The following is a 26706-nucleotide window of genomic DNA, read 5'->3' as shown; positions in this document are numbered from 1 at the left end:
ATAGTAGTCAAAGCCCCAACTGCACTAGCATAAGTAATCATGCCTTTGGCGGTGTCAGCATCCTTCAAACTGTGGATACCTTGTTGACAGAAATGTGCTAATTAATAGTATCATGCAGTGATACTATATAATGGAACTGAACAGCAAACATCAAAAAACACTTGATGATATTTTTGAAAATCCCGTTAGATCAAATATTGCTTGGAGTGATATTGAGTCCATGCTAATTGCGCTGGGTGCAGAAGTGTCAGAAGGAAGGGGTTCAAGAGTGAGAATAGCTCTTAATGGTGTCAGAGCAACTTTTCACAGACCACACCCAGAAAAAGAAACTGATAAAGGTGCTGTTAAATCGATGCGGCGTTTTTTAACAGAAGCCAGAGTTAAAGAAGACCAAGACACAGGAGGACTCGGCGACAATGAAATATAAAGGATATGAAGCTGTCGTTGAATTTGACGAGGAAGCAGAAATTTTTCACGGCGAAATAATTAACATTCGAGATGTGATTACATTTCAAGGTGACAGCGTAAAAGAGTTAAAACAAGCATTTTATGACTCAGTTGATGATTATTTAGAATTTTGTCAAGAACGTGGCGAAGAACCTGAAAAGCCATTTTCAGGTAAATTTATCCTCAGAATTAACCCAGAGTTACATAAAACAATTGCCATCAAAGCAAAAAAAGAAGGTCAAAGCCTGAATTCTTGGATAGAAAAATGTTTAAGTAGCTATGCTAGTTAATCTAAGTTGCTCTCAAAAACAATATTGAGCAATGGAAAGATAGAATTTCAGCCATTTTCTAGCCGAGAGTATCAGCCAATTGTCGCTGATACTCTAGCAGAGTGCGTTACTGATTAAATTTGCTGGGAAGCGAGAAAAGATTCAACTTCAGCCGGGGTGGGTTGAGAAGCGATCGCACCTGGTTTAATAGTAGTCAAAGCCCCAACTGCACTAGCATAAGTAATCATGCCTTTGGCGGTGTCAGCATCCTTCAAGTTGTGGATACCTTGTTGACTGAGTTGATGAATGAACCCTGCTAAAAAGCTATCTCCTGCACCAGTGGTATCAGCCACATCCACAGCAAAAGCAGGTAACTTACCTTCATTCTCACCCAAACAATAGGCACAGCCATGTTCACCATCAGTCACCAAAACCCCGTCAACTGAACCTAAACGGTAAGTGATAGCACCGGGGTCTGCGGTATCAAAAAGCCATTCAGCCTCTTCCTTCGAGAGTTTGACAAAATCGACTCGCTTAAAGATTTCCTGAATTTTTTGGCGAGCAATATTTTCATCTTGCCAAAAAACTGGTCGCCAGTTCACATCTAGCACAATCTTCAAATCATACTGTTCAGCCAGTTCCAAAGCGCGATGAGTCGCCTTTTCGCTGTCAGGGTAAGCTAATTCCAAAGTCCCCAAAACCAAAAAATCGGCATCTCGAAACAGAGACTCTGGTAGCTGCTTGGCTTGCAGACGAGTATCAGCAAACTCAGAAGTATCATACTGCCCAAAGCCAGCAAAATTGCGATCGCCTGCCAGATCCCGCACTACATAAACTTGGCGCGTGGGCGCAGTAGGATGACGTTGTACACCCGTTGTATCTACACCTACTTCTTGTAATAGCTTCACCAGTTCATCGCCTGGTTCGTCTTCCCCCACCGCGCCAATAAACCCAGCCGGAGTTCCCAACTTCACCAAAGCACAAGCAACATTAGCAGGTGCGCCCCCTGGGTAGGGAGTCCAAGACTTCACCTCTTCCAGCTTCAGCCCTAACTGGTCAGCTAAACAATCGAATAAAATTTCACCGAGACACAAAACACGGGGATTACTCATCTCATTTTTAGTCTTCACAGGGATTGCTCATCTCATTTTAAATTTTTCACATAACCTCAGATCCCCGACTTCTTTGAGAAGTCGGGGATCTAAATCCTGCCAGTTTTGAGTAAATTTTGCTACTTATAATCAAGGGAAATTCTCAATTTATCAGCATTTAACAGTTCCATTGTTTAAGTAATTTATCGCATTAGCTAGTTTAACTTAATACCTTTTATAGGAATTTATCAAATTTCTATCCGTTGAAAAAAGAAAAAAAATTTGCTCAATCGTATAGCAGTTAACACTTGAAATCCCTACAGACAGAAGAATCTTTGTAGAATTAAGAAAGCGATAAGTACATATACCAACGGAGGATAGAATAACTCATGGCTGGTGGCGAGTCTCAGACCCCTGTTAGTCTGTCAGACAGAGAACTGCAAATTATCGACTTAGTGGCCGCTGGCTTAACTAACCAAGAAATTGCAGCGAAACTGGAAATTAGCAAGCGCACCGTTGATAACCACATCAGCAACATTCTGGACAAGACCCGAACGGAAAACCGTGTGGCTCTTGTTCGCTGGGCTTTACAGTGGGGTAAAGTCTGCTTGAATGATGTTAATTGTTGTCCTCTACCTAACCAGAACGAATAAACCGCTTGCAGACGCTATTTAGTGCGTTGCGCGTGGCTGTTAATTTTTTCTGGAATGCAACACAACACGGCTAATTTTGACGGTTTACTCATTGTTTTCTCCTCACGCTTTTTTCATGGTGAACCTCTAGCGCAAATCTTACCAACGTCAAAATCAAGCAGAAAGCAGCACTTGACTGTTTAGTTATCGTGGGTTGCTATTTTCCCCGTTGATACAGTTTATCCAAAACTGTATCAACGACAAATTTCACACACAAACACCTAAATTTTTTCTGTTCCTGTGGCAATAAACAAAAATTAGCAACAATCCCAGGCTTCAAACGTTACATTGGTAAGAAATCTATATTGCTCTATCAGCTTGGGATGCAGTGTTTATATGAATACCTCTGCTGCTTTTATTGATAACTTCTCCCCTTTTAACTTTTTTAATCTTGACTTAACAACACCCCAACCCACACAAGACGCTGATTTACTCAAACAGCTATCTTTTGTCCCTGGGTTGAAAGAAATTTTAATGCTGCGCCAAGTTCACGCCCTTGAACACGCCACAGTTTGGGTTTTGAGTGAAACTAGAAATATTCAATCTTCCAGAGTTAGACCAAGCAAAATTCAACTGGATAACGAAATGCTGGGTGGTTTGTCCACAGATCAGGGATTTTACCTCTATGGTGAAGTGAATATCAGCGATTTACGCCGAGCCGTTAACCTGGCTCTCCACCGTCTCACTCACGGCGAATGGGATTTAGCTGTACATCCCCGTTGCGGTACCAATTTATCAGTCGCCATGTTATTAACGGCAGGGCTAGCAATGGGTGTAACTGTGATGTTACCATTCCGCCCGGTTGAGCAATTAATCGGCTTGGGGTTAGCAGCAACTACCGCAGCTGAAATAGCACCAGATTTAGGTACAATAGCCCAGCGATACGTGACCACCGCCATTCCCTTTAATCTCACAGTGGAAAATATCACTATGTCTCGCGACGTTTGGGGTCGTCAAGGGCATTTTGTCAAGGTAAACTGGCGAGAGCATAATTCTTAATTTTTAATTGGTAATGCGAAAACTTTACTTTTTAGTGCCAGGAACAGGTGGTAAATTTGCTTGTGGTGGTTTATGGGCTGAGTTAAAAACCTTTAAACTGGCTCAACAAGTTTGTAGTGCAGATGTGGTCACTTATAAACAACGAGAAACAGATAAACTCTTTTTAGATGACCTGCTGCAACAACCAAATTTAGATGATGTAATTTTTGTAATTAGCTGGGGATTTGACATAGCTAAATTAGCTGCCAAACTCCAGCCCTATCATGTTGTTTATCATGCTCATAGTGCGGGTTATAAATTCAATTTACCCGCGAGTATTCCCATCATTACCGTCAGTCGTAACACGATGGGTTACTGGGGTCAAAAGTCTCCCAACTCTTTGATTTATTATTTACCTAATGAAATTAGTGCGGAATTTAAAAATTTACATTTAGAACGGGATATTGATGTTTTAGTCCAGACTAGAAAATCTTCTGAGTATTTATTAAATCAATTAATTCCCGCTTTACAACAACAATGTCAAGTCCAGGTAGTTAATTCTTATGTTGAGGATTTACCTGGATTATTTAATCGAGCTAAAGTTTATCTGTATGACTCGGCTGAATATTGGGCGCAACAAAATGTCAGTGAAGGGTTTGGGTTGCAGCCAATGGAAGCTATGGCTTGCGGTTGTCAGGTTTTTTCTAGCATCAATGGCGGACTTTCTGATTATTTAGACCCTGGATTTAATTGTGATAAAATTGCTGGTTATTCGCTAAAATATGATGTTAAAAGAATTATGAAGGTGATTAACTCTGGTATATCACCAACTTTGTCTGAAGCTTTTTTTGCTGAGTATCGCTATGAAAATATTATGAAGCGTCTGCAAGTAATTTTAGCAGAATTAAACGAGTTTTTTGACCACAAACAACATCATCCCGGTAATATTCCCAGTTTGACGAGAGGGCGTTTATTCAAGTTATTTATCCAGAAAATAAATAGCAAATTTCGTAAAAAATATTTTCAGGGTTTGTAGTGATGGTTTTATTGTTCAATAGTTAGTAGTAAGGACTTTAGTCCTTATTTTTTTCATGACTAAAGTCCTTACTACTAACTTTACCAGTTGGCTACAGCTTGAGCGAGCGCTTCCCTAGCTGCGGCTAAAGACTTCTGACGTACCTCATCAGCCATGTGGAGGTTTTGGACGTGGATAAAGGTAACATCAGTCAGTCCAATAAAACCTAAAATAGTGCGAAGATAGGGTTCTTGAAAATCATAACTTTCTAAGGGTGTTCCTGGGGAAAAGTTATCAGCACGAGAGGTAATGATTAATACTTTCTTACTGCTAACTACTAAACCTTTATAGCCATTCTCCTCAACTGCAAAGGTACGTCCAACGCGCACAATTTGGTCGATGTAAGCCTTGAAAGTTGCGGGAATATTCAAATTATACATCGGTACGCCAAAAACATAGCGATCGGCGGCGAGAAATTCATCAATTAGGCTATCCGACAGCTTAAGTGCTTCCTTCAATTCTGGTGTACGTGCCTCTGGGGGTGAAAAAGCAGCCGCAATCCAAGATTCGTCTACATGAGGCACAGGATTATGTCCTAAATCCCGGTAAGTGACTGTATCCCCAGGATGAGTGTCTTTCCAACCTGTAATAAATTCATAAGACAGGGCGCGGGAAATTGAACGTTCACCACGAGGGCTAGTATCAATGTGCAGGATATTCGCCATAAAAAAATTACCCCAATACAGGTATACAACAAAATTTATGGTCAAGTAAAAACACTTGCCTAAGAGATTTTAAAATATATACAGTTAATCAGAAAAGTACGCACTAAAAAGTAACTATGAAAGCTGAAGCAAAACAAGATGATAGGCTAACTTGTGAAGTTGAAACCACTCTCAAAGTTATTGGCGGACGCTGGAAGGTTTTAATCATCAGAGAATTATTGTCAGGTGTACAAAGGTTTGGAGAATTGCAGCGTTCCTTACCGGGAATTACACAGAAAATGCTCACCCAACAATTACGAGAATTAGAAGAAGATGGAATTATACATCGACAAGTTTACGCACAAATCCCCCCAAAGGTAGAATATTCATTAACTCCTTTGGGCGCAAGTTTACAGCCAATTCTCTATGCGATGCACGAATGGGCTATTAAGCATTATTTATCACAAAAAGGGAACAGGGAACAAGAAAAGAGGGAATAGAGGTGTACTGAGTTTTTTTCAGAAATAAAATATGATTCCTATAGTTAAATTTAATTTAAGTAAAGGTTAATTGGTGTTATTGGGTTTGTAAATATTCAATTGCTGCTTCTAGTTTAGAAGGATAGTTTTCCGCAAATCTTTCAAACCAAAGTCCTTCAGGTGAGAATGGCTCTAATTTTGCTAACCAATCCTTAGCTTGCTTTTGCAAAGCTTCTCTTTGTTTGGCTTTGATTTGTTCTTGGCGAATTCTTTCTTGTTCTATTTCTTGCTGCTTTCTTAATTCCTCAGCCGCATCTTGAGCAGCAAAATCAGCTTGAACTTCTGAGAGTATATTATCAATTAAAGATGCTGACTTGCTGACAGGTGGGCTGGAGGGTTTAATCACATTTGGCTGTGGTTGTGGTTGTGCTTTTTGTGGTTGTTCGCTATCGTATTCAGCTTTGATTTGCGCTAGTAGCTTGTCTATAGAATCCATAGTCATTAGTTATTAGTCATTAGTTATTAGTTATTAGTTATAATTTCCTGTACTTCCCTGATATACTCTAAGTAATTTCCTACTACTCTATGGGCGGGTTTGTTCAGAATTTTGTCTACCCACAAACTTACTCCTGAAACCCGCCCGTACCCACTCCCTATATGCTAATCAATAATCGCATTTAGTAACACTTCCGAGAGGGTGAAATCTTCCATATCTTCCATTGTAATGGTGTCGCAGATATCAAATTTTGCTCCTGCACTTTGCAGTTCGTCATCCAAAACTTTGAGAAAGCGGGTAGCTTGGGCATCTGTACCGACTTGGATGAAAGAAAGGGCTAATTCTTCATCTCTATCCATCCGTCGAGATGCTTCAATAATTACTTTCATTACCGCTTTGCGGTCGTCTGGTTCACCATCAGTAACCACTAAAATTGTTTCACCGTTGGGTTTAGTTTGTCCAGAGGCTTTGCGTTGAAAATAATCATCAGTGGCGTGTTTCAGTACAGCCGCTAAATCAGTTGTTCCAGCAGGATCATTTTCTTGAAAAATTTGCGCTACCTTAGCAGCAGTAACATTTTCATATCGTTTAAATCTGCCAGAAAAGACATATATAGTAATGCCATCTGGGTCAAGTTGTTCGCATTTACTCGCCAAGGCAAAGGTAGATTCTTGAGCAGCTACCCATCTACTTCTACCACCCTTTTGATCTGGGGTAGCCATGCTCCCGCTTTTGTCAATAATTAATGTGTAATCACGATTTTCTAACATGGTTTTAGTTACGACTATTAACTTAATAGCTATTGACTATTGACCTTTTTAAACTTCAAAAGGCAAAACTTTCTCATTCAAAATAAAGAAAAAATAAATTTTTGAATTGATTAATTTTGCTTACAGGCTACCACTATTTTTTTAAATCATAACAAATCAGTAGTAGCTTCAAGCCCACAATCACTGTCTTTAATTTTGAATTTTGTAGGCTTGCCTTCCCGTAGGGTATGCGTGAATTTTGAATTAGGAGCGCAGCGACCTTTGACTAATCAGTAACCGCATTCATCAAAACATCTGCGAGACTCATATCTTCTAAGTCTTCTAAGGTGATGGTGTCGCAAATATCGAATTTAGCACCGACACCTTGTAATTGGTCGTCTAAAGCTTTGAGAAACTTAGTAGCTTGGGCATCTGAACCTACTTGAATCATGGAAATACCCAATTCTTCATCTCGCTCCATCTGGCGTGTAGCTTGGATAATTACTTCAAAAACTGCTTTGCGATCGTCTGGTTCACCGTCAGTAATGACTAAAATTGTTTCACCATTGGGTTTAGTGCTACCAGATGCTTTGCGTTGAAAGTAATTATTGAGTGCATCTTGCAGGACACCTGCTAAGTTCGTTGTCCCGGCTGGGTCATTTTCGAGAAAGATTTGGGCGACTTTGGCGGAGGTAACGTCGTCATAACGTTTGAATTTGCCGGAAAATACATAAACTGTAATGCCATCTGGGTCAAATTGTTCGCACTTTCTGGCTAGAGCTAAGGTAGATTCTTGGGCTATTTCCCATCTGCTTCTACCACCAACTTGGTCTGGGGTAGACATACTACCGCTTTTGTCAATGATTAGTGTGTAGTCGCGATCGCTCATCATAACGTTCCTTAAATTACTACCTGTGCTTCTAGTCTACCGCTTAAGTAAAAGTACGGCAGCTGCTCCGGGTGGGTTTGTAATAATCATTTATTCTCTCTAGGGTCTAGGATTATCTGGTGCGTGACATCTGGCACTGTTACACACCCTACTTTTCAAGTAATGCTCACCCTTGACTAAACATTATTTTTAATTAGTAGGGTTTATTCTAGTAATAGAGTTATTCATTGTTTTTATTGCATATATTTATGATTAGTCAAATAACAATTGTAATTCACATCACAAATCAATATTTGGCGATTGTTGCTACTGCACATTTAAAAATTTTGTATATGCCATATACTAAAACCGCTAGAGAAGATACATTATAAACTGCTTATTTTTGCTATTTCAATTAATTCTAAAAATTCTTATAATTTCTTTTGACAAGTCTTAAAAAAATCCTTAAGCTAATAGATAGGTCTCACCGAATCAACAAACAATGGCAATTTTGTTAAGTAAATAAAAAAATAGCTGTTGTAGCGTATCAGTATGAACAAATGAAATAAACTCAATCATTGACTATAAATAATAGCCTCACCCAATTTGGCAACAAACAGGCTATCACTGGCATAACCGGACTGCGCCGCGTACATCTGATTAATAAAATCCGGTCATGGGTGAATGCCTATCTTGATGTGAGTGAATGTCAATCATTGGAGTTTTACTGAGGTGCGGCAGATATGTCTAGGAGAGTAGAATGCTTGATTATCTTACATCATTGAACGACCACAATTTGCCTTACCCGGATACGATTCACCCCATCGTTGTTCACTTCGTAATTGCGATGGTGTTGTTTAGTTTCGTGTGTGACTTAATTGCGTATTTAACTGGTAAGACTCGTCTTTATGAAGTCGGCTGGTGGAATATGTTTGTGGCTACTGTCGCCATTTTTGTGGCGATTATTTTCGGTCAGTTTGAAGCTGGTTTAGCAAAACCCTATGAAGTTGCTAAGTCAGTATTGAACTTGCATACACTAATTGGTTGGTCACTGTCTGGAATTTTGGCAGCGATTACAGCTTGGCGGTATGTTATCCGCTCTCGCAACCCGCAAAAAGTACCCTTTCATTACTTGGGTGCAGGACTAATTTTAGTTGCAATTGTGGGTTTGCAAGTATATCTCGGTGATGAACTGGTTTGGGTATATGGACTGCATACAGTCCCAGTTGTTGAAGCTGTCAAGGATGGTATTGTGCCATGAACTCAGAACTGATTGAACAATTAAACATTCCATTAGGAGCTAACGGACTACCTTACACAATTCCCATTCATCCCAACCTCGTACACCTAACGTTAGGCTTGTTTATCATTGGGATTATCTTTGATATTGTCGGCGTACTGTTTCCCACCCAAAAATGGGTATTCAAATTTTTGGGCATTACTGTAGAACGGGATAACTTCTTTGATGTTGGTTGGTACAACATGGTAGGTTCTACCGTGATCACCTTTTTCACAGTGGGAGCAGGGTTTTACGAAATGTTTTTAGCCACCCCAACCCCTGAGATCAAAAGTGCTTGGGGATTACAAGCCATGCAAACCATGTTATGGCATGGGGTAGGAGGTGTCTTCCTCTTAGGACTAATTGCCGTGATGACTCTGTGGAGAGCATGGCAACGCTACGTTTGGTCTTTAGCAGAAGATAAACAAGTGCAATGGAGCTATTTGGCAGCAGGTATAGCCATCATGTTCATTATGTACATCCACGGCACCCTAGGGGCGCAACTAGCTGCTGAGTTTGGCGTACACAATACCGCCGATAGCTTGCTGCGATTGGGTGAAGACCTCAACAATGCACTTAAGTAACCCAGTCAAAGAAGGTAGGATTTGTGACCATGAAATTTGGGAAGTTTTTAGGTATTTTGACCTTAGTAGTAGGTGCGATCGCCATTTCTACTATAAGTATGTGGATAGGTAAACAGGCTTACTCCTGGTTGCCTCCACAAGCTGCGGCTGAATCTCACTTAATTGATGATTTATTCAGCTTTTTAGTGACTCTAGGTGCATTTATCTTCCTGGGAGTCACTGCCATTGTCATGTATTCTTTAATTTTCCATCGGGCAGACAAAGACGACTGGAGCGATGGCCCCCACATTGAAGGTAATATCGCCCTAGAAGTAGTTTGGACAGCCATTCCCATTCTGTTAGTATTTTGGATTGCCGGCTATAGCTATCAAATCTACGAAGAAATGGGTATTCAAGGAGCAGGTGCATTAGCACATTTGCATAACCCGATAGCGATGAAATCGGCTATTGCTGCAACCGAAGAAGAAACTCAAGTAGTTTCCGACGTACCCACCGAAAACATTGATGTCATAGCTAAACAATGGGCTTGGGTGTTCCACTATCCCGAAAAAAATATTACTAGCACCGAACTGCATTTACCAAGCGATCGCCGGGTACATTTAGCCCTACACTCAGAAGACGTACTTCACGGCTTTTATATCCCAGCTTTTCGCCTCAAACAAGACATCGTTCCTAACCACACCATCGACTTTGAATTTACCCCCACCCGCGAAGGTCAATATCGTCTCACCGACTCCCAATATAGCGGTACATACTTCGCCACAATGGAGGCAAACGTGGTTGTGGAATCTCCAGAAGATTATCACAAATGGTTAACCAAAGCTGCTAGTCACAAACCCATACCAGCCTACAACCAAGCCGCTACTGAATTCGCGCAAGCAGTTAAACGCTCAATGAAAACAGGCTGGGAAACAGTAGCACCTGCTGCTGCACCTGTGGTTAATTATCCCGGATAAAAGGAATATCAACAATGACAAATATCCCTGTTGATAGGCTGAATCTCCCTGTGGAGAAGCCTCACCACGCATCCCCCGGTGGCTGGAAAGAGTATTTCAGCTTCAGCACCGACCATAAAGTGATAGGTATTCAATACCTCGTTACATCTTTCATCTTCTTTCTTGTCGGTGGTATCTTCGCCATGATTCTGCGGGGAGAACTCATCACCCCCGAATCAGACTTAGTAGACCGCACCGTTTATAACGGAATGTTCACCATGCACGGAACTGTGATGCTGTTCTTGTGGACATTCCCCTCCTTAGTTGGTCTAGCTAACTATCTCGTCCCCTTGATGATTGGGGCGCGGGATATGGCCTTTCCTCGCCTCAACGCCGCCGCCTTTTGGATGGTTCCTGTAGTCGGAATTCTCTTAATGGCCAGCTTCTTTGTCCCTGGCGGCCCTGCCCAATCTGGTTGGTGGGCGTATCCTCCCGTCAGTTTGCAGAACCCCACAGGTAACTTAATTAATGGTCAAGTTATCTGGCTGTTAGCAGTGGCGATTTCTGGTGTCTCCTCCATCATGGGGGCTGTCAACTTTGTTACCACCATTGTTAAGATGCGTGCGCCTGGGATGGGCTTCTTTCGGATGCCTTTGTTTGTTTGGGCTGTATTTAGCGCGCAGATTATTCAATTGTTTGGCTTACCTGCCTTAACAGCAGGTGCAGTCATGCTGCTACTTGACCTCACCGTTGGGACTGGCTTTTTCAACCCCAGCAATGGCGGTAATCCGGTAATGTTCCAACATTACTTTTGGTTTTACTCCCACCCTGCTGTTTACGTGATTATTCTGCCCATCTTCGGCATTTTCTCGGAAATCTTCCCCGTTTATTCCCGTAAACCCCTATTTGGCTACAAAGTAGTTGCCCTGTCCTCAATGTTGATTGCTGTGGTCAGTGCAATTGTTTGGGTACACCACATGTATGTCAGTGGTACACCTGCTTGGATGCGGATGGTGTTCATGCTAACCACCATGTTGGTATCTGTACCTACAGGGATTAAAGTGTTTGCTTGGGTAGCAACTATCTGGGGTGGCAAAATCCGCCTGACTACACCCATGTTGTTTGCTTTGGGTGGCTTGATTCTGTTTGTGTTTGCGGGTATCGTCGGCATCATGCTTTCTTCTGTACCCGTGGATGTTCACGTTAACAATACCTACTTCGTAGTTGGACACTTCCACTATGTCCTCTACGGTACTGTAACGATGGGGATGTATGCAGCCATTTATCATTGGTTCCCCAAAATGACTGGGCGGATGTACTCTGAAGGCTGGGGTCAAATTCACTTCTGGTTAGCATTCATCGGTACTAACCTTAACTTCTTCCCCATGCACCCATTAGGTTTACAAGGGATGTTGCGCCGAGTTGCTTCCTACGCACCAGAGTATGAAGCTTGGAATATTGTGGCTAGTTTGGGTGCGTTTTTACTGGGTATGTCTACTTTACCCTTCATCTTCAATATGGTGGTTTCTTGGATGCAAGGCGAGAAAGCACCTGCTAACCCTTGGCGGGCGATTGGTTTGGAGTGGTTGGTATCTTCTCCCCCACCAGTAGAAAACTTTGAAGAAATCCCCGTGGTGATTTCTGAACCCTACGGTTACGGTAAATCTGAGCCTTTAGTTGCACAAGAGAAGGGTGTAGGGGTGTAGGGGTGTAGGGGTATAGGGGAAAGAATAAATATAAATTCCTCCCTGACACCCTGACACCGTTACACTCTCACCTACCTATTTCTCTATTGCTTCTTGGCAAACCTTCAAATCAAGATATAACTGCATTGCTGACTCTTTGATTAATGAGTGTTGACTTGTTTTAACCCCAGGACTTATGCAACTGGCACATTAGTAGGGTGCGTCAGATGTTGAAAATCTGTGACTTTTTACCCAATTATCGCTTCTGACGCACCCTACACAAGACTTTGATGATGACACGTACATAAGTCCTCAATCCCAGTCTCATGAAATTGAAAAGAGGTGTAGGAGTAGAACGATATGGAAAAACCCACCTCCACACCCTTACACCCTTACACCCTTACACCTTTACACCCCTATGGACAGTTCCTTATCTGCAAATGAATTGCACCACGTCAGCCATGAACATGGCCACGACGAAGAAGGCAATAAGATGTTTGGTTTTATTGTCTTTTTATTGTCTGAAAGTGTGATTTTCTTAAGCTTTTTTGCTGGGTATATTGTCTACAAACTCAATAATCCTGATTGGCTACCGTCTGGTGTTTCCGGGTTAGAAGTGACAGAACCAGCGATTAATACTGTGGTGCTGGTTGCTAGTAGCTTTGTGATTTACTTTGCAGAAGTCGCCCTCAAACGCGAAGATTTATGGAGATTCCGCGTTTTGTTATTAGCAACAATGGCTATGGGTAGCTACTTTTTGGTAGGACAAGCCATTGAGTGGAGTCATCTGGAGTTTGGTTTTACCTCTGGAACTTTTGGCGGGATGTTCTACCTGTTGACTGGTTTCCACGGTTTGCACGTTTTGACCGGGATTTTGTTACAGTTGATTGTGCTGTTGCGTTCATTTATTCCTGGCAATTACGATACAGGTCACTTCGGCGTAAATGCTACTTCTTTGTTTTGGCACTTCGTCGATGTTATCTGGATTGTTTTGTTTATCATGCTCTACATTTGGCAGTAAATCTGTTATTCATAAATAAGGGGATGTGACAATCACATCCCCTTATTTTTATGTTGTTAAATACAGTAATAAAATAATGGTGTTGCTAGTTCACCTCACCTCATTAAATAATCGCAATTCGGTGTTGCGCTCTGGAATCAAGTCTAAATTCTACAGACTTGATTATCCTTATGGTGTGTTTGCCATGCCGATTATTCCTAATTACTATGTTTCTCATCAGTGGTTGCGGGAACTAAAGCGTTCTGGACACAAAAGTATTTGTGGTGTTTATTTTCGGATTCCTGATGAGCAGGATGTTTACGTTGGACACTACAATAAGCGTCATCTACATACCACTGTGGCAGAAGCAGCCAGAATTATTATGCAAGCTGAAAATGCTCAAGGTTACGAGGTGTTTATTCCCCGTCAAATCGCAGCTAATGAGATTTACCGGATTAGAAGTTTACCTCAAGTTTTAGGTTGGCGATATTATCCAGAGGCGCATGGCAATAAACCTTGCGGGTGTCCAGTTTGTTCACCTAGAGGTGAAATTAAATCACGGCGTATCCGCCAAGCGTGGGAGGAATTATAGGGTAGTATCTCAATATCTGCAAATAATTTTCCATCATCGGCTTGTCGTTGCAGACTGCCGCTTTTGATTCATATATTTACCGTAGAGTTTGGTTAAGGGAGTCGCACTTAAGCCTTGGGCAATAATAGAAGCACAAATCATTAAACTGGAAACTGACCAAACTTCTTCTACTCCTGTTTCTCGCAGAGAATAACCAGCGTAAAACATGGCAGCTACACCAATCGGGCCAAACCACCCTACAAACAAGGCTTCTGGTATATTTCTGATAGGCTGAATGTAGCGATTGAGTAGCAAAATCACAGGTATTCTGCGTAGTAGTAAGATTGTCACCACCAATAAAACTAAATTTCCCCATCCCAAAGCTAACCATTGTTGCCAAGGAATTGTCAACCCCAACAATATAAAAACCGGTAAGGTAAAAAAGCGGTTGATTGCTTCTTGAACGTTATCCTCTTCTGCTCTTTCGTTACCTCTAATCGCATTACCAAAAGCCATTCCCGCCACAAATACCACCAGAATGCCATCTGTTCCTATTAACTTACCAGTACCTAGTGCTGTGAGCGACAGGGCAATACTATAACCTAAAAAAGACGAATTTTCGATTGTTTGTTTGTGTTCCGCCCATTCTAACAGGCGACCGGCTAAATAACCTAAAACTACCCCACAAACGACAGCACCGCCAACTTCCCACAAAATCACATGAATAAACCAGTGAGATAGTGCATCTGTGGGTACGCGCTTCAGCATCAGAATCGACAACAGTACAAAGGGATAAGCTAAACCATCATTCGCCCCCGACTCGGCAGAAATGATATGTCGTAGCCTGTTGGGAAGATGATCTTCCGCAACCACGCCGGTGACGATCGCCGTGGCTACAATCGGATCAGTTGGCGTGACGGTTCCACCAACCAGCATCGCCTGCCAAAATGGTATTTCTAAAATCCCATAAACGAGTAATCCACTGATGCCCCACATCAGAGGCATCACCAAGCCCAGAAGCACTGCTAAAGGCTGCCAATGATTCAGAAAATAGTTTCTGGGTAAACGCAGTGCTACCCCCATTAATCCAATCGCTAGTGTAAAGCGGGCAGCTTGTTCTAAAACAACCTCTGTTGGTATTCCCCAACCACTGGGATTAACTAATCCTAAACCAACGGGACTCAGTAATATTCCCAATAGCATTGCTGTTAAGGGATCGCTAGTCCACCAATGACGGCGGAAATAGTCAGATAGGAGTCCGAGAAATAGGGCGATCGCACCAATCGCCGTGACTAAAATATTGAGTTCATTCAATTGCAATAGCCGAAAGTTGAATAAATATTATTTTTCTTGTTGTCTGGCTTGCCCCAAACAGCATCTAGTTATCAATAGATATAGGCGATCGCCATTCCCCATCGCATCCATCCCACGGAGAAAATAATTACTGTCTCTATCTCGACTGAATATGATAATCTCTCTAAATTTCTCATCCTCAAGATAGATAAATTCCTGGCTTGAGATATTCTCATAAACACTGCAAAAACCCTCTAAATCAATGAGCCACGCCGGCTGTTAAACCCTTTGCTTGTCATAGTTCAGCTTGTCTTTAAACTTTGACATAACCCCCGCAGTTTGATAGTGTTATCAAGCTAAATTCAATTATTTAGACATTATAAAATCTCATAAATGTCGCTCTTGCTGCTAACATATACAAGAGTCTGCTTGTTATCTGGAGGTCAATTTTATTGCAATTAAGAAACGAATCATAAGATTAATTTAGGTCGATGACGTTGATTGGCACCTGATAAAGCATTCACAAAATGAATGCGAAATTTGGCAAAGCGTTAGATGTTTGGCAAGGTGTAGAGTTGTTCTACCCTATAAATATTTCGTCTATAACTCTCAACAGTCATTTAGTGTCAGAAGCCTAAACATAGCACTATATAAAGTCAACTACAGAGGAAGACATGATGTCACACAGCTCAGGGTTGTATATTTTATTAGTCAGCGTTCACGGCTTGATTAGAGGTCAAAATTTGGAGTTAGGACGAGATGCTGACACCGGTGGACAAACAAAATATGTAGTAGAACTCGCCTGTACATTAGCTAAACACCCACAAGTAGACAGAGTTGACTTAGTAACTCGCTTAGTACAAGATCCAAAAGTTAGCACAGACTACGCGCAACCAGTAGAAGTGCTTTCTGATAAAGCCCAAATTATTCGCTTGGCTTGTGGCCCCCGTCGTTATCTCCGCAAAGAAGTTCTGTGGCAGCATTTAGATACTTTTGCAGATGAATTACTCAGACACATTCGCAAGGTTGGTAGAATCCCGAATGTGATTCATACACACTATGCTGATGCTGGTTATGTGGGTAGTCGTGTTGCTGGTTGGTTAGGTACACCCCTGGTACATACAGGTCATTCCCTGGGAAGGGTGAAGCTACAACGACTATTAGAGCATGGCACTAAACAAGAAGCGATAGAAGACAATTTTCACATCAGTACACGTATTGAAGCTGAAGAAGTCACCCTTGGTGGTGCAGCTTTAGTCATCGCCAGTACCCATCAAGAAGTTGAAGAACAGTACAGCATTTATGACCGTTATCAACCAGACAGGATGGTGGTAATTCCTCCGGGTGTGGCTTTAGAACGTTTTTACCCAGCCCCGGATAATTGGCAAAATCCCCCAATTAAACAGGAATTAGAGAAATTTCTCAAAAACCCTGACAAGCCGATGATTACGGCTATTTCCCGCCCGGCTATTCGTAAAAATGTTAGTCGTTTGGTGAAAGCTTACGGGGAAGATCCAGAACTGCGTCAACTGGCTAACTTGGTGATTGTCTTGGGAAATCGAGATGACATCAGCACGATGGAATCAAGCTCACGCCAAGTATTATTAGAAATCCTGCAATTAATTGATCGCTATGACCTTTATGGTCATGTTGCCTATCCTAAACATCATACTGCTGATGATGTACCCGATTTATATCGGTTGACAGCTAAAACTAAAGGTGTGTTTATCAATCCCGCCCTCACCGAACCATTTGGGCTAACTTTGATTGAGGCTACAGCTTGTGGTGTTCCCATTGTCGCCACTTCAGACGGCGGCCCACGGGATATCATCGCCGCCTGTCAAAATGGACTATTAATTGATCCCCTGAATATTCAAGATATCCAGAATGCACTGCGGAAAACATTGACTGATGCTAAACAATGGCAAACTTGGTCTAATAATGGTTTGACTAATGTCCGCAAACATTTCGCTTGGGAAAGTCATGTAGAGCAATATTTGGAGAAATTACGCCTATTTCCGCAACAAAAAGTCCAATCTCTGCTCAGTCCCTTGGGAACATCTCCCAGTGTGGAACATCCAGACTGGAATATACCCAAGACTAACCGCCTACCGACAGCCGATCGCTTCTTGGTGACAGAAATTGATCATACACTGTTAGGCGATCGCAAAGCTTTAGAAACATTGATTGAGCGCATCCGTGACGAAGGACACACCACAGGCGTAGGTATTGCCACAGGTCGCAGTCTCAAAAGCACCTTGAGTATGTTGGAAGAATGGCGGTTTCCCATGCCCGATTTACTCATCACTTCCACTGGTAGCGCAATCTACTACGGGCCGCAAATCGTCACAGATACCAGTTGGCAAAAACACATTAATTACTATTGGCAACCGCAAGCAATTCGCAATGCAATGGAACAAATCCCCGGCGTAGAATTGCAACCACCAGAAGCTCAAAACAAATTTAAAATTAGTTACTTTATCGATCCTAGCCAAGCACCAAGTTTTAGAGAAATTGTCCGTCATTTGCGTCGCTTGCAACTTCCCGTCAAAGGTATTTACAGCCATAATATGTATCTGGATTTATTACCAATTCGGGCTTCTAAGGGCGATGCACTGCGTTATATTGCCTTAAAATGGGGCTTACCTGTCAAGCGGTTCTTAGTAGCTGGGGCATCAGGCAATGATGAAACAATGCTTACTGGTAATACCTTGGGTGTGGTTGTCGGCAATTACAGCAAAGAACTGCAAAAATTACGGGGTTATCCCCAGATTTACTTTGCCCAAGGCAATTATGCTTGGGGAATTTTAGAAGCTTTAGATCATTATGATTTTTTCGGTAGTCTGTCTCCCACTCAGCCAGAATTGGCTTTAGTTTAACAGGGAACAGGGAACAGGGGATAGGGAACAGGGAACAGGGAATAGGGAACAGGGAACAGGGGATAGGGAACAGGGAACAGGGAACAGGGGATAGGGAACAGGGGATAGGGAACAGGGAACAGGGAACAGGGAACAGGGGATAGGGAACAGGGAACAGGGGATGTTGGTGTAGACAAGCTATGGGCGGCTTATCGTAGAATGGGGAATTTAAACCCCCATCAAGACTTAAGGACTTCCAGATCAAAAAATCTCCAAAATGTAGGGTGCGTCAGTACGAGAAACCCTAGCTATACCAAGAAAATATTCATCCTGACGCACCCTACTAACTCAATCAACCGCGCATCAAGTCCATCAAGAGAGTCACATCTTGATGGACTCCTCTTTGATTACTTTGCCCTGTTCCAGAATATTGACGGTTGACGGTTGACGGTTGACTTTTGACTAATGACCTTGTGAAGACGCAATTTATCGCGTCTTTACCGACTATTTACTCACCAAGAAATCAAGAGATGAAATAATATTCACATCTTAAACTGAACCTTTAAAACTGATTGGTTGTAAAAAACTTTAATTGCATGATGTACCAATGTCTAAACAAGCTGACAATATCTGGGTTGACTGTGGGGATATTTGCATTACTCAGCAGTATCCATTCTCAACCGTCAACAGCCCAAACTGTTAATCAGACATCAAGACTAAATAACAATTTTAGCTTATCGCAACAACTACCACCGCCCCAAGATGTCCAACCTTCCCTCCCTTCTCCTTTACCTCAATCCCCACCACCCCAACCACTACCACCACCAGCAGAACTACTGCCACCAACTTTCCCAGATGTCAAACCTCAGCAACCAATACCAGAGGATGTTACCCAAACCATTACTGTGAAAAAGTTTGAGGTTGTGGGTAGTACGGTATTTAGTCGAGAAGAGTTAGCCAAGGTTACTGCTGAGTTTACCGATAGACCAATTACTTTAGCCGAACTGTTTCAGGCTCGCTCGAAAATTACTGAATTATACGTTAACAAGGGTTATATTACTTCTGGCGCATATATCCCACCGCAAGCAATTCAGTCGGGTGTGATTACAATTCAGGTGGTTGAAGGTAAATTAGAAGATATTCAAATTAGTGGTACACGCCGACTCAACCCCAATTATGTGCGTAGTCGTTTAGCGGTGGCGACATCATCACCCCTAAATCGAGATCAGTTACTAGAAGCACTACAACTACTACAACTCAATCCTTTGATTGATAACCTGGCGGCTGAATTGTCAGCAGGGCTACGTCCTGGTACAAGTGTTTTACAAGTGCAAGTCAGGGAAGCGAAATCTTTTAGTAGTGAAATAGGTTTCGATAATGGTCGATCTCCGAGTGTGGGTAGTTTTCGCCGTCGTATCTTAGTTAAAGAAGCTAACTTACAGGGTTGGGGAGATAATTTGAGTTTAGCTTATGCTAACACCGACGGCAGCAACGCCTTTGATACTAGCTACACCTTACCCTTGAATCCTCGCAATGGTACAATCAGCTTTAACTTCGGCACAGCATCTAGTAATGTGATTGAGGAGCCGTTTAATATTCTCGATATTCAATCTTCATCTCGTTACTATGAGTTGACTTTTCGCCAACCTCTGATACAAACTCCTACCCAGGAATTGGCTGTGGGTTTAACGGCTTCCCGGCGAGAAAGTGAGGCTACTTATATTGAAGGAGAACGTTTAGCTTTTCCTTCCTTGGGTGCTGATGAACAGGGGCGCACGCGTGTATCTGCGTTGCGGTTTTTTCAAGAATGGACGACTCGCAATAACCGCCAAGTGTTCGCGGTGCGATCGCAATTTAATCTCGGTATCGGTGCGTTGAATGCCACGATTAATCATGATACCCCTGATAGTCGCTTTTTCTCCTGGCAGGGACAAGCCCAATGGGCGCGGCTGTTAGCACCAGAAACTTTATTGATTCTACGTGCTAATACACAACTGTCAACTATCAATCTGTTACCTTTAGAACAGTTTGGTGTCGGTGGTTTAGATAGTGTGCGGGGTTATCGCCAAGATTTTCTCTTGACAGATAATGGTGCTTTAGCGGTGGCGGAAGTGCAAATCCCAGTGCTGCGGTTGTCGCAGTCGAGAGGGCTGTTACAGGTGATACCTTTTGTTGATTTTGGGGTAGCTTGGAATAATTCTGGCACTAATCCCGATCCTAATACTTTAGCAGCCGTGGGTTTGGGTTTACGCTGGTTACAAGGCGATCGCTTGACTGCACGACTTGACTGGGGTATTCCTCTGGTGTCTGTGGACTCCCAAGCCAAAACATGGCAAGAGAATGGTTTGTATTTTTCTGTATTATACAATCCTTTTTAATGTATTAAAATAAAATATAATATAATTAATTATAATTAATTATATTAAAACATGAAACATTTTGTCATAGCTTTGTCTCATTGTTACCCAGTGTCATGATGATTTTCGCCTGAATACCTCAGCGTTTATTGATAATTTTGCCCTATCTCATGCCATCAGATTTTGGATTTTGGGCAGATAAAGATTGGCAAGCGAACAACTAATTGGGTAAGCGTAATTAAAGTTATAGCATCAGGGAAGCTACAGGGAACAGAACATTATTGTGTCTGTTCCCTGCGTTTAACTATGGTAATTATTTTGGGTTCCGTATTATCACTCAAGTTGATTAACCAACATCAACAAATCTACTCAGTATCATCTTAGCTATTGAATTACTTCTGGGTATAACAGAAAAAGTCAACCAAAAGTTAGTAGTTAAAAATGCTAAATTCGCCTAATTTGTTGGGGAACGGAGACAATTAACCAGACTGACAATGCAGCACTCACTGGCAAATAAGAATCTTTTTTGGAGATTGTCAGTGATGTAAAACACAAATATCTTCCTACATCGTCCTTGCACTAGGTAAAGACCTTTTATTACAAATGAACGTTAGGAGTTAAAACTAAGTGAATGAGGATATTGAAACTCCAGCTCCAAAGACATGAGAATGTGAGAGGAACTGATGCCTGAACAAGAGCGAGAAAAAATCCGCCACCTGTTAGTTGTCAAAGACTTACAAGGGCAGCGCATCATACCTTTACAAGAAGCTACATATTCTATAGGAAGGCATAAGAGTAATGCTATTGTTCTCCATTCCTTGTCAGCATCCAGACAACACGCTATTTTATTGCGGGTAACTCTTCCCAAAACGGAGCAATATGGGTTTCGGATTATCGATGGTAACTTTAAAGGACAAGCTAGTACCAACGGATTATTTGTGAATGGCAACAGATGTTTTTCTCATGATCTCAAACATGGAGATGTGATGATCTTTGGTACGAAGCAAGCTCAGGCTAAATACTATGCTATTTCTAACTTGTCAGAACAAGCTTTTTGTGAATCTGCTTATGTTGAAGATTTGTCAGCATTTCTGTGTGAGCAATCTAGTCCTGTGCAACCTGTTCCTACGGCAGTTGTTGATCCGGAATTTGCAGGAGCTAGCGAGACTGCTTTAGCTCGTTTAGCATCTTTTCCTGAGATGATCCCCAATCCCATCATTGAGACAGATTTAGACGGAAACTTAACTTATTTTAATCCAGCCGCAGCCCTGAAATTTCCGAGATTGAGGGAGTTAGGACAACACCATCCGATATTAAAAGGAATAGTTGCTGAGGTGCAAAGCCGCCAAGTCAGTTCTTTTGTCAGGGAAGTAAAATTTGGTCAAGAAGTTTTTGAACAATCAGTCCATCATCTAGCGGAAAGTGATTTAATTAGAACTTATATTATTAGAGATATTACTCAGCAAAAGCAAGCAGAGGCAGAATTGCGGCAACGCGATCGCTTACTCCAAGCAGTAGCGGAAGCAGCCAATTACTTACTCGTAGAAATGAACTACGATACCGCCTTAGAAAAAGCTCTGGCTGTACTAGGTGAAGCTGTGCAAGTAGATAGAGCTTATCTATTTAAACATCATTCCCACCCCCAAACAGGAGAAATCGCACTCAGCTTGCAATGTCAATGGACAAGTTCACCTTTACCCACTTGCCCGCATCACTGGCACAATCAACTTGATCAGTATCACGCCTTATCACGTTGGTATAATGTCCTTGCCAGTGGCAAGTCAATTAATGGACTGACAAAGGATTTTCCCGCCGCCGAACGTGAAATTTTGATGCGAAAGGGCATTAAATCTCTGCTGTTAGTGCCACTGCGCTTAGAAGAACAGTTTTGGGGTTGTTTGGCTTTAGCGGATTGTCACCAAGAGCGTGTTTGGTCAAGCCATGAAGAATCTATACTGTTGACAATGGCAGCTAGTATCAGTGGTGCTTGGCAGCGTCAGCAAGTAGAAGCAAAGATTCGTTACCAAGCCCTTCATGATTGGCTGACGGGATTGCCTAATCGGTTATTATTTGATCAAATCCTCGCCAAAACCTTAGCCAACGCCGTCCGGAGTCACGAAAGTCTGGCTGTGATTTTTCTGGATCTTGACCGCTTTAAAATTATTAATGATACCTTGGGTCATACCTTGGGCGATCGCTTACTCCGCAGCGTAGCCGAGAGATTGCAAGCATCTTTGAGAGCAGGTGACACAGTAGCGCGTTGGGGAGGAGATGAATTTATTATCCTCCTGCCCCGCATTAATTATCTCGAAGAAGTCACCCAAGTCGCCGCCAGAATCTTAAAAGCCTTTGAGAACGTTTTCTTTTTGGAAGGGCATGAACTTTACGTCAGTGCTAGCTTAGGTATTGCCTTACTAGATGAACATAGCCCTGATGCAGAAAGTTTGATCAAGCACGCAGATACAGCTTTGTATCATGCCAAGGATGAAGGCAGAAATAAATATCAGTATTACACGACATCCTTGAGTGCCAAAACTCCTGATATTCTCAAGTTAGAAAAAAATTTACGCTATGCCTTAGAAAAGCAAGAATTTACAGTATACTATCAACCCCAAGTTAATCTTCACACCGGAGAAATTACCGGTATGGAAGCCTTGCTACGCTGGGAGCATCCAGAAATGGGGATAGTAGCACCTAACGTTTTTATTCCGCTTGCTGAAGAAAGTGGATTAATTATCCCGATAGGGGAGTGGGTATTGCGGACAGCCTGTGAGCAAAACCGAGCTTGGCAAAAAGCCGGATTACCCCCGGTGAAGATTGCAGTTAATCTGTCTCCTAAGCAGTTTTGCCAACCCGACTTAGTAGAAACTGTAGCGCAAATTTTAGCCGAGACAGGGTTAGCACCGCCATTATTAGAGTTAGAAATTACGGAAACCACAGCCATTGAGAATATAGAATATACCAAAAAGGTATTGCATGATTTAGCGGCGATGGGTGTGCATCTGTCCATTGATGACTTTGGTATAGGTCATTCGTCGCTCTCGCGGTTACAAATGTTACCACTGCATAAGCTAAAAATTGATCGCTCCTTCATTGATCAGTTGACAACAGATGTCAAGGTTAGGCATATTGTGAAGGCGATCGCCAATTTAGGCAGAAGCTTAGGGTTAACAATCACCGCCGAAGGCGTAGAAAACCAAGAACAACTAGATTTCTTAAAATCTATTCATTGCGAAAATGTACAGGGTTTCTTGTTCCATAAAGCCTTGTCCGCCGAAAAAGCTACGGAAATCCTCCAGGCTGAGTCTCAACAGCACATTTTACCAATGCCAAAAAACTAACACCTGTATGCTCTGAGTCTGCGAACGTTTTCAGGTGGTCTACAAGTGAGGTAAAGTTACAGTGGCAAAATATTACTTTAGCTTGATGACTGGAGAGCATAGCCTTGGGAATAGAACTACGCAGTTTCGTCTTTCTCGACAGCCTGCAACCACAACACGCAGCATATATAGGAACAGTAGCCCAAGGTTTCCTGCCCTTACCAGGTGATACATCCCTCTGGATTGAAATCTCACCTGGAATTGAAATTAATCGGATTACAGATATAGCCCTGAAAGCTGCCTCAGTCCGTCCTGGGGTGCAGGTAGTTGAACGATTATATGGTTTACTAGAAGTTCATTCCGGCTCGCAAGGAGAAACACGGGCAGCCGGACAAGCAATTTTGGCAGCATTAGGAGTTAAACGAGAGGAATGTCTCAAACCCCGTGTTGTGTCTAGTCAGATTATCCGTAATATCGATGCTTACCAAACACAATTAATCAATCGCACCCGCCGGGGACAATTACTCTTAGCAGGGCAAACTTTGTATGTATTGGAAGTTGAACCGGCTGCTTATGCGGCTTTAGCGGCGAATGAAGCGGAAAAAGCCGCCGCAATTAATATTTTGGAAGTGCAAGCTGTCGGTAGCTTTGGCAGGTTGTACTTGGGAGGAGCAGAGCGAGATATTCTGGCAGGTGCAGCCGGAGCGCGAGCAGCTATTGAAAACGTGGCTGGAAGGAGTAATTCCCCAATTGGCCGCCAGGAGTAGGTGAGCAGGGGGAGCAAAGAGTAAAAAATCTGACAATAATGAAGGAGAGCAAAGAGAAAATGGCAAATGTAGAGCATCTGCGGTTATTACAAGCGGGTGCAGTCCAATGGGTTGAGTGGAGAACAACATATCCTCAAATTGAACCTGACCTGAGTGCTGCCAATTTGCAACAAAATAATCTTAGAGGTGCTGACCTGCAAGGGGTAAATTTAAGTAAAGTAGACTTAAGTCATGCTTTATTAGTACGTGCCAACCTCAGTTATGCTAACCTCAGTAGTGCTAATCTGCATCAAAGTAAGCTGAGTGAAGCTAACCTGAGTGGTACTCATTTGAGTGTGGCTAATTTGAGTCAAGCTATTCTCACTCAGGCTGATTTAAGTCATGCTACTCTCATTGGTTCTGACTTAAGGGAAGCGAATCTTAGGGGTGCTACTCTCAATCAGACTAACTTGATTGGTACTGACTTAAGTGGTGCTAATTTCAGAGAGGCTGATTTGGGTGCAGCACAATTAAATCGCGCTAACCTGAGTTTTGCTAACCTCATAGCAGCTAACTTAATTGAGGCTGATATCAGTGAGGCTAACTTATATGGAATAGACTTAATGGGAGCTTATCTCTACAAAGCCAACCTGTACAAAGCTCGTCTGAATCAGGCTCATTTGAGTGGTGCATATTTATTTCGGGTGAATTTAACTGAAGCTGACTTGAGTGGTGCTGACTTGGGTTGGACAAATCTCAAAAATGCTAACTTGGCAGGAGCTAATCTAAGCGGTGCTAACCTTAGAGGTGCTAACTTAAGTGGTGCTAATCTCAGTGGTGTGAATTTTCACAATGCAATTATGCCCGATGGTTCGAGACTTGATTGAACCTGGCAAAAAAATAGTCAAGTTTCAATTAGTGAAGTAGCGATCGCGCCCCTGTTGTTTGGCATTGTATAATGCTTTATCTGCGGCAGCGATCAGTGTATCTGGCTTGATATCCAAAGCAGGTATACTAGAGGCAATCCCTAAACTCAAGGTGACGATATCCTTAACATTAGACTTTGCATGGGGAATAGCTAAATCATAAACTGCTTGCTGAATCTTCTGCGCTACTTTGATTGCTCCGGCTAAGTCTGTATTAGGCAGAAGTACCGCAAATTCTTCTCCACCATAACGCGCCACTAAATCCGCAGGACGATAAACTATTTTCTGCACTGTTTGTGCTATCTTAATCAAACAATCATCCCCTGCCAGATGACCATAGTAGTCGTTGTACAATTTGAATTTATCAACGTCGAATAAAATCAGTGACAGAGGTTGCTGTTCTCTCGCCAGGCGTTTCCATTCTGCTAGTATTCGTCCATTGAAGCAGCGACGGTTAGCTACATGAGTCAAACCATCTATATTTGCCAGTTTTTCTAGTTTCTGATTTGCATCTTGCAGAGCTAGTTCAATTTGTTTACGCTCAGTAATATCACGTATGGTAATAGCAAAACCATCACCTAGTTTGACTGCCACAAAATGATACCAACAAGAATTGCCGGATAGATGATAAAAATCCCGTTGTAAAGGTTGCCCTGTTTCCACAACATTCACAAACTGATAAAATAGTTCTGGTTCTAAACGGGCTAAGAATCTTTTAACTACCAATTTGCCGATCATATCTTCATGGCGACTGCCGAAGGCTCTAGCAATGACTGGGTTGACTACTAAGCAACGAAAATCCTCGATATCCCCGGTTGTGGTGTTACGAACTGCTTGCATAGCAGCAATACCATCTAGTGAACTATTCAAAATGCTTGCCAGCATTGCCCTAGATTGATATAGTATTTCTTCGGTTTGTCTGCGCTTATAATTTTCTTGTTCTAGCTGCCGTTGCTGACGTTGAATGGTTAATTGATTTTCTATGCGTGCTACCACTTCTTCCATTTGAAAGGGTTTGGTGATGTAGTCTACGCCTCCTATTTCAAAGGCGGTGACTTTATCGAAAACATCATCTAAAGCACTAATAAAAATTATGGGAATGGTGCGTAAATCCTCATCCGCTTTCAGAGTTCTACAGACTTGATAGCCATCCATTTCTGGCATCTTGATATCTAAAAGAATGATATCTGGTTGCTTCACCTTCACTGTTTTCAGTGCCATTCGCCCACTTGTGACGCTGCGAACAGTGTAGCCGACTTTGCTGAGAGAATCACTTAATAATTGTAAATTTTCGGGTATGTCGTCTACTAAAAGAATATTACCTTGATTTTCTTGATTATCTTCAGGATTCATTACTGATCAGG

At 42.2% G+C, this 26706-nt stretch carries 25 protein-coding genes; 17 read left to right on the top strand and 8 right to left on the bottom strand.

Annotated elements, in window-relative coordinates; genetic code table 11:
- Positions 1-130 precede the first annotated feature (130 nt).
- Together AACS98_RS23425 and AACS98_RS23420 are read left to right on the top strand one after the other, a co-directional pair.
- The gene (locus AACS98_RS23425; RefSeq protein ID WP_066384749.1) at positions 131-427 is read left to right on the top strand and encodes a type II toxin-antitoxin system HicA family toxin; all 297 of its coding nucleotides are present in this window, start codon (positions 131-133) and stop codon (positions 425-427) included.
- Positions 417-737, top strand: a complete 321-nt coding sequence (locus tag AACS98_RS23420; protein WP_066384747.1) for a type II toxin-antitoxin system HicB family antitoxin — start codon at positions 417-419, stop codon at positions 735-737. The genes AACS98_RS23425 and AACS98_RS23420 overlap by 11 nt, the downstream gene beginning before the upstream one ends.
- 113 nt (positions 738-850) lie before the next feature.
- On the opposite strand, the gene AACS98_RS23415 is transcribed toward AACS98_RS23420, so the two are convergent.
- Positions 851-1828, bottom strand: coding sequence for a carbohydrate kinase family protein (locus AACS98_RS23415; RefSeq protein ID WP_066384742.1), 978 nt, complete (start codon positions 1826-1828; stop codon positions 851-853).
- A gap of 368 nt (positions 1829-2196) precedes the next feature.
- On the opposite strand from AACS98_RS23415, the gene AACS98_RS23410 reads away from it, so the two are divergent.
- The 3 genes from AACS98_RS23410 (at position 2197) to AACS98_RS23400 (ending at position 4513) form a co-directional block, all read left to right on the top strand.
- Positions 2197-2460: a helix-turn-helix domain-containing protein gene (locus AACS98_RS23410; protein ID WP_015139971.1), complete on the top strand. Its 264-nt coding sequence runs from the start codon at positions 2197-2199 to the stop codon at positions 2458-2460.
- 375 nt (positions 2461-2835) lie between these two features.
- Positions 2836-3498, top strand: coding sequence for a DUF6391 domain-containing protein (locus tag AACS98_RS23405; protein ID WP_066384740.1), 663 nt, complete (start codon positions 2836-2838; stop codon positions 3496-3498).
- A gap of 13 nt (positions 3499-3511) precedes the next feature.
- The gene (locus AACS98_RS23400) at positions 3512-4513 is read left to right on the top strand and encodes a glycosyltransferase (RefSeq protein WP_066384738.1); all 1002 of its coding nucleotides are present in this window, start codon (positions 3512-3514) and stop codon (positions 4511-4513) included.
- 80 nt (positions 4514-4593) lie between these two features.
- On the opposite strand, the gene AACS98_RS23395 is transcribed toward AACS98_RS23400, so the two are convergent.
- Positions 4594-5217: an FMN-dependent NADH-azoreductase gene (locus tag AACS98_RS23395; protein ID WP_066384736.1), complete on the bottom strand. Its 624-nt coding sequence runs from the start codon at positions 5215-5217 to the stop codon at positions 4594-4596.
- A 116-nt stretch (positions 5218-5333) separates the two neighbouring features.
- Here AACS98_RS23395 and AACS98_RS23390 point away from each other — a divergent pair, with 116 nt between their 5' ends.
- Entirely contained in the window at positions 5334-5696 is a 363-nt protein-coding gene (locus AACS98_RS23390; RefSeq protein WP_066384734.1) for a winged helix-turn-helix transcriptional regulator, read from the top strand.
- Positions 5697-5772: 76 nt separating this feature from the next.
- On the opposite strand, the gene AACS98_RS23385 is transcribed toward AACS98_RS23390, so the two are convergent.
- The 3 genes from AACS98_RS23385 to AACS98_RS23375 all read right to left on the bottom strand — a co-directional run bounded on the left by AACS98_RS23385 (position 5773) and on the right by AACS98_RS23375 (position 7812).
- Positions 5773-6171 carry a salt stress protein, Slr1339 family gene (locus AACS98_RS23385; RefSeq protein WP_066384732.1) on the bottom strand — a complete coding sequence of 133 codons (399 nt, stop codon included), beginning with the start codon at positions 6169-6171 and terminating at the stop codon, positions 5773-5775.
- 164 nt (positions 6172-6335) lie between these two features.
- On the bottom strand, positions 6336-6941 hold the full coding sequence (locus AACS98_RS23380) for a vWA domain-containing protein (RefSeq protein WP_066384731.1): 606 nt from the start codon (positions 6939-6941) through the stop codon (positions 6336-6338).
- Positions 6942-7206: 265 nt separating this feature from the next.
- Positions 7207-7812, bottom strand: coding sequence for a vWA domain-containing protein (locus AACS98_RS23375; RefSeq protein WP_066384730.1), 606 nt, complete (start codon positions 7810-7812; stop codon positions 7207-7209).
- 736 nt (positions 7813-8548) lie between these two features.
- Between AACS98_RS23375 and AACS98_RS23370 the strand changes: the two genes are divergently transcribed.
- The 6 genes from AACS98_RS23370 (at position 8549) to AACS98_RS23345 (ending at position 13863) form a co-directional block, all read left to right on the top strand.
- Positions 8549-9049 carry a DUF2231 domain-containing protein gene (locus AACS98_RS23370; protein ID WP_066384724.1) on the top strand — a complete coding sequence of 167 codons (501 nt, stop codon included), beginning with the start codon at positions 8549-8551 and terminating at the stop codon, positions 9047-9049.
- Positions 9046-9651, top strand: a complete 606-nt coding sequence (locus AACS98_RS23365; protein ID WP_066384721.1) for a DUF2231 domain-containing protein — start codon at positions 9046-9048, stop codon at positions 9649-9651. The genes AACS98_RS23370 and AACS98_RS23365 overlap by 4 nt, the downstream gene beginning before the upstream one ends.
- Before the next feature lie 29 nt (positions 9652-9680).
- The gene (locus tag AACS98_RS23360) at positions 9681-10607 is read left to right on the top strand and encodes a cytochrome c oxidase subunit II (RefSeq protein WP_066384717.1); all 927 of its coding nucleotides are present in this window, start codon (positions 9681-9683) and stop codon (positions 10605-10607) included.
- A gap of 14 nt (positions 10608-10621) precedes the next feature.
- On the top strand, positions 10622-12292 hold the full coding sequence (gene ctaD / locus AACS98_RS23355) for a cytochrome c oxidase subunit I (protein ID WP_066384715.1): 1671 nt from the start codon (positions 10622-10624) through the stop codon (positions 12290-12292).
- A 397-nt stretch (positions 12293-12689) separates the two neighbouring features.
- Positions 12690-13292, top strand: a complete 603-nt coding sequence (locus AACS98_RS23350) for a cytochrome c oxidase subunit 3 (protein WP_066384712.1) — start codon at positions 12690-12692, stop codon at positions 13290-13292.
- 25 nt (positions 13293-13317) lie between these two features.
- Positions 13318-13863, top strand: coding sequence for a hypothetical protein (locus AACS98_RS23345; RefSeq protein ID WP_232317231.1), 546 nt, complete (start codon positions 13318-13320; stop codon positions 13861-13863).
- A gap of 33 nt (positions 13864-13896) precedes the next feature.
- On the opposite strand, the gene AACS98_RS23340 is transcribed toward AACS98_RS23345, so the two are convergent.
- Both AACS98_RS23340 and AACS98_RS23335 read right to left on the bottom strand, forming a co-directional pair.
- Complete coding sequence (locus AACS98_RS23340) at positions 13897-15156, bottom strand: cation:proton antiporter domain-containing protein (RefSeq protein ID WP_066384809.1); 1260 nt, start codon at positions 15154-15156, stop codon at positions 13897-13899.
- A gap of 71 nt (positions 15157-15227) precedes the next feature.
- Positions 15228-15371, bottom strand: coding sequence for a hypothetical protein (locus AACS98_RS23335; RefSeq protein WP_156481631.1), 144 nt, complete (start codon positions 15369-15371; stop codon positions 15228-15230).
- 441 nt (positions 15372-15812) lie between these two features.
- On the opposite strand from AACS98_RS23335, the gene AACS98_RS23330 reads away from it, so the two are divergent.
- From AACS98_RS23330 to AACS98_RS23310, 5 genes are all read left to right on the top strand, one after another.
- Positions 15813-18014: an HAD-IIB family hydrolase gene (locus AACS98_RS23330; RefSeq protein ID WP_066384707.1), complete on the top strand. Its 2202-nt coding sequence runs from the start codon at positions 15813-15815 to the stop codon at positions 18012-18014.
- Between the two features lie 575 nt (positions 18015-18589).
- Positions 18590-20371 (top strand): ShlB/FhaC/HecB family hemolysin secretion/activation protein, encoded by a 1782-nt coding sequence (locus tag AACS98_RS23325; RefSeq protein ID WP_197480151.1) that lies wholly within the window; start codon positions 18590-18592, stop codon positions 20369-20371.
- 662 nt (positions 20372-21033) lie between these two features.
- A complete protein-coding gene (locus AACS98_RS23320) occupies positions 21034-23691 on the top strand; it encodes an EAL domain-containing protein (RefSeq protein WP_066384704.1) in 2658 nt (885 codons plus the stop codon).
- Between the two features lie 104 nt (positions 23692-23795).
- Positions 23796-24437 carry a hypothetical protein gene (locus tag AACS98_RS23315; protein ID WP_066384701.1) on the top strand — a complete coding sequence of 214 codons (642 nt, stop codon included), beginning with the start codon at positions 23796-23798 and terminating at the stop codon, positions 24435-24437.
- A 59-nt stretch (positions 24438-24496) separates the two neighbouring features.
- Positions 24497-25303 carry a pentapeptide repeat-containing protein gene (locus AACS98_RS23310; protein ID WP_066384698.1) on the top strand — a complete coding sequence of 269 codons (807 nt, stop codon included), beginning with the start codon at positions 24497-24499 and terminating at the stop codon, positions 25301-25303.
- Positions 25304-25327: 24 nt separating this feature from the next.
- Here the strand turns inward: AACS98_RS23310 and AACS98_RS23305 are convergent, their stop codons facing one another.
- Complete coding sequence (locus AACS98_RS23305) at positions 25328-26695, bottom strand: diguanylate cyclase domain-containing protein (protein ID WP_066384695.1); 1368 nt, start codon at positions 26693-26695, stop codon at positions 25328-25330.
- Positions 26696-26706: the final 11 nt, after the last annotated feature.

This window comes from Anabaena sp. CA = ATCC 33047 (genome assembly GCF_963870205.1).
Taxonomy (GTDB): Bacteria; Cyanobacteriota; Cyanobacteriia; order Cyanobacteriales; family Nostocaceae; genus Trichormus.
Note: the sequence above shows the minus strand (reverse complement) of the source record. Positions and strands in the feature narration are given on the sequence as shown.